The organism is Stenotrophomonas sp. STEN054 (assembly GCF_056854535.1).
Window position 1 is genome coordinate 1 of sequence record NZ_JBXFWG010000103.1, and the last position, 4,567, is coordinate 4,567.

General features: G+C 68.8%; 2 protein-coding genes and 1 pseudogene. 2 read left to right on the forward strand and 1 reads right to left on the reverse strand.

Going from position 1 to position 4,567, the window contains the following annotated elements; all coding sequences use genetic code 11:
* Positions 1 to 214: 214 nt before the first annotated feature.
* Positions 215 to 751, reverse strand: a pseudogene (locus tag AC1VXD_RS19750) (adenine phosphoribosyltransferase); the annotation flags it as partial.
* A gap of 297 nt (positions 752 to 1,048) precedes the next feature.
* On the opposite strand from AC1VXD_RS19750, the gene AC1VXD_RS19755 reads away from it, so the two are divergent.
* Entirely contained in the window at positions 1,049 to 3,472 is a 2,424-nt protein-coding gene (locus AC1VXD_RS19755) for a membrane-bound PQQ-dependent dehydrogenase, glucose/quinate/shikimate family (RefSeq protein WP_482993469.1), read from the forward strand.
* Between the two features lie 101 nt (positions 3,473 to 3,573).
* Positions 3,574 to 4,428, forward strand: a complete 855-nt coding sequence (locus AC1VXD_RS19760) for an IclR family transcriptional regulator domain-containing protein (protein ID WP_116864825.1) — start codon at positions 3,574 to 3,576, stop codon at positions 4,426 to 4,428.
* Positions 4,429 to 4,567 lie beyond the last annotated feature (139 nt).

Sequence of the window (4,567 nt, forward strand, 5' to 3'; positions counted from 1 at the left end):
CGGGGCAGGCCCGGGCGCTACCGGCAGGCGGGGGCCAACGGCCGCTGCATCGCCCGGGCAGGGCCCGGCGCTACCTGCATGCGGGATCCAACGGATGCTGCATCCGCCGGGCATGGCCCGGCGCTACCTGCATGCGGGATCCAACGGATGCTGCATCCGCCGGGCCTGGCCTGCTGGCTGTTGGTAGTGCCGGGCCCAGCCCGGCGCCCCCACAGAACACCAGTTCGGTGTGCAGCGGCAGATCCGCTTCCCAGCGTGCGCGGCCACCCAGGCCATCCAGCTCGACCAGCACGCCGGCGCCGACCACTTCAACGCCCAGGCGGCGCACCAGCGACAGCGCGGCACCCAGGGTGCCGCCGGTGGCCAGCACGTCATCGATGATGGCCACGCGCGCGCCGGCCGGCAGCGCGTCGGCATGCACTTCAATGCAGTCGCTGCGGTATTCCAGGGTGTATTCCTCGCGCAGCACCTTGCCAGGAAGCTTGCCCGGCTTGCGCACCGGCACGAAGCCCACGCCCAGTTCCAGCGCCATGGCGGCGCCCAGGATGAACCCACGCGATTCGATGCCGACAATGGCGTCCAGCTGCTGCCCGCGCCAGCGGTCGGCCATGGCCGTGATCGCGCCGCGGAAGTCTTCGCCGTGGGCAAGCAGCGGCATGATGTCCTTGAACAGGATGCCGGGCTTCGGGAAATCGGCGATATCGCGCAGGCGCGAGGCCCAGGCGGGGACGGCCACGGTGGCGTCGGTCATTGCAGCTACCAGCTTGTATGGCGGCATAGGGTAACCGGTTCGCCCCGGCCCTGCCCGTTCCCGGCACCACCGCGCCGCTGCGTTCCACCCATGGCCTCGCAGCATCACGCAGAAATCGCACACCAGTGCGATAATCGCCCTAACCGGTCATTCACCCCGCCTGCGTCATAAGCAGGCAGACGCCTGCCCGCCGCCATGGCCCGCAGCCGCCCGGGATGCCGACGGCCCCCGCCACGCCTGGCGCGTGCGGGGCTTTCCCGCCTCCGTGCGGGTTTTTCGCAATGAGGTTCATGCAACGTGGACGAGACGACGAAAGTTCCGGCCCTGTGCCGTGTGCTGGTGGTCCTGCTCGGCATCCTGGTGACCCTGTTCGGCCTGGCTCTGCTGGTCGGCGGTGTTCGCCTGGTAATGCTGGGGGGCAGTTGGTATTTCCTGCTGATGGGTGCGGTGTCGGCCGTCGCCGGCGTGCTGCTGGTGATGCGCCGGCCGAACGGTGCCCTACTGTACGGCCTGGCCTTCGTGGCCACGCTGGTGTGGGCGCTGGTGGATGGGGGCTGGGAGTTCTGGCCGCTGGTGTCGCGCCTGGTGATGCCGGCCGTGCTGGCTCTGCTGGTCGCACTGGCCTGGCCGGTACTGCGCCGCAGCCGCGGCCAGGTCGCCGGCCGTGGCGCCTACGGCGTGGCCGCGGTGCTGCTGGTTGGCCTGCTGGGCACGGCCTTCTCCGCCTTCCAGCCGCGCCCGGTGCAGACCGCACAGGGCATGACGCCGCCAGTGGTGCCGGTGGCCAAGGGCGCTGAACAGCGCGACTGGATGCACTGGGGCAACACCACCGCCGGCACCCGCTTCGCCGCGCTGGACCAGATCACCCCGGCCAACGTGAAGGAACTGCAGGTCGCCTGGACCGCGCACACCGGCGACGTGCCGGAAAGCAACGGCTTCGGTGCCGAGGACCAGAACACCCCGCTGCAGATCGGCGACACCCTGTACCTGTGCACCCCGCACAACCAGGTGATCGCCATCGACGCCGACTCCGGCAAGCAGCGCTGGGCCTTCGATCCCAAGGCGACCGCGCCGAACTGGCAGCGTTGCCGTGGCCTGGGCTACTTCGATGAGACCACCGCACCGGCAGCCGCAACGACGGCTGCGCCGGCACCCGCGCCGCAGCCGGCCACCGAGACCGCCAGCGCCGGCCCGGCCCTGTGCGAAAAGCGCATCCTGATGACCTCCATCGATGCCCGCCTGTTCGCGCTGGATGCGAAGACCGGTGCGCTGTGCCCGGACTTCGGCAGCAACGGCGTGGTCGACCTGAAGACCGGCATGGGCGAGATCAAGCCCGGCTTCTACACCCTCACCGCCGCGCCTCTGGTGGCCGGCGATCTGATCGTGGTCGGCGGCCGCGTGGCCGACAACATCGAAGTGGGTGAACCGTCCGGCGTGGTGCGTGCGTACAACGTGCGTACCGGCGCGCTGGCCTGGGTCTGGGACCTGTCGAAGGAGACCCCGGACGTGCCGCTGGATCCGTCGATCCACTACACGCGCGCCACGCCGAACGTGTGGACCTCGATGGCCTACGACCCGCAGCTGGGCCTGGTCTACCTGCCCACCGGCAACACCACGCCGGACCAGTGGGCCGGCGAGCGCACCCCGCAGGATGACAAGTACAGCTCGGCCGTGGTCGCGCTGGACGTCGCCACCGGCAAGGAGCGCTGGGTCTACCAGACCGTGCACCACGATCTGTGGGATTACGATCTGCCGGCGCAGCCGACCCTGACCGACGTGCCCGACGGAAAGGGCGGCACCTTGCCGGCCCTGCTGCAGATCACCAAGGCCGGGCAGATCTTCATGCTCAACCGCCAGACCGGCGTGCCGATCAGCGAAGTGCGCAACATCCCGGCACCGCAGGGCAATGCCGAAGGCGAACGCTATGCCGCGACCCAACCGCTGTCGGTGGGCCTGCCGCAGATCGGCGCGCAGACGCTGACCGAGTCGGACATGTGGGGCGCGACCCCGATCGACCAGATGTTGTGCCGCATCCAGTTCAAGCAGTTCCGCTACGACGGCATGTACACGCCGCCGGGCGAAGACCTCGCGCTGCAGTGGCCGGGTTCGCTGGGTGGCATGAACTGGGGCAGCGCCTCGGTCGACCCGACCACCGGCTACCTGTTCGTCAATGACATGCGCCTGGGCCTGTGGACCAAGCTGATCCCGCGTGCACAGATGACCAGCGGCGACGGTGGCGTGGAAATGGGTGCGGCTTCGCAGACGGGTACGCCGTACGGCTCGCTGCGCGATCGCTTCCTGTCCAAGCTGGGCATCCCCTGCCAGAAGCCGCCGTTCGGCACGATGTCGGCGATCAACCTCGCCACCCGCCAGCTGGTCTGGCAGGTGCCGGTGGGCACGGTGAAGGACACCGGGCCGATGGGCATCAAGATGGGCCTGCCGATTCCGATCGGCATGCCGACCCTGGGCGGTTCGCTGGCCACGCAGTCGGGCCTGCTGTTCTTCGCCGGTACGCAGGATTACTACCTGCGCGCCTACGACAGCCGCACCGGCGAGGAAGTGTGGAAGGCGCGCATGCCGGTCGGCAGCCAGGGCACGCCGATGACCTATGTCTCGCCGAAAACCGGTCGCCAGTACGTGGTGATTTCCGCCGGCGGCGCACGCCAGTCGCCGGACCGTGGCGACTATGTGATCGCCTACGCGCTGCCCGAGCGCAAATAAGCCGTGCCACGCGGTGCAGCCTGCATGGCTGCGCCGCGTGGGTACCGGTTGCCGGTTCCAGCGCTTACCATGCAAGGTCGAACCTGATGAAAGCTGCTGCCATGCCTGCCGTTCCTCCCAGCCGTCGTCCCAAGCGCCCGCCTGCGCCACCGCAGGATCGTGGCCTGGCCCATGAGCTGATGCAGCAGATCCAGGACAACCAGGGCGATCCGGATTTCATGACCTCGCTCGGCCGCGGCCTGGCCGTGCTGAGCGTGTTCTCGCAGCACCCACGCGAAGTGACGATGTCGCAGATCAGCACCGATACGGGCATCTCGCGCGCAGCGGTACGGCGCGTGCTGTACACGCTTGAAAAGCTCGGTTACGTCGGTGAACAGGGCCGTGGCTTCGTGCTGCTGCCGCGCGTGCTGGGCATGGGTGGTGCCTATGTCGCCTCGTCGTCGATGACCGCGGCGGCGCAGCCGGTGCTGGATGCCCTGCGCGATGACGTGCACGAATCCTGCTCGCTGGGCGTGCTCGACGGCGATGACATCCTGTACGTGGCGCGCGCGGAAACCGTGCGCATCATGTCGATCGGCCTGCGTGCGGGCAGCCGCCTGCCGGCGTATTGCACCTCGATGGGCCGCGTGCTGCTGTCGGCGCTGCCGCGCGACACGCTGGAAGGCTACCTGGAACGCAATCCGCTGCGGCCGCGCACCGAGCGCACGGTCACGCGCATGGACGATTTCCTCGACCTGCTGGAAAAGGTACGTCGCGAAGGCGTCTCGCTGGTCGACCAGGAACTGGAGATCGGCCTGCGCTCGATCGCCGTGCCGGTGCATTCGCGCAGCGGCGAGGTGGTGGCCGCGCTGAACATCGGCACCCAGGCGGGCCGCATCGGCCTGGGCGTGATGCAGACCCAGCTGCTGCCGCGCCTGCGCGAAGCCGCACAGCGGCTGGGTACGTTGTTGAATTGAGGCAAAGCCGCCGGGGGGGGGGGCCCCCCCCCCCCCCCCCCCCCCCGGAGGGGGCACCCCCCCCCCGCCCCGCGACGAAAAAAAAAAAAAAAACCCCCCACGAAAAAAAAAAAAAAAACCAGAGCAGACAAAAAAAAAA

What these genes read in the sequence shown, in the direction of transcription:
- AC1VXD_RS19760 (WP_116864825.1), top strand. Translation starts at nt 3,574, where the DNA reads ATGCCTGCCGTTCCTCCCAGCCGTCGTCCCAAGCGCCCGCCTGCGCCA.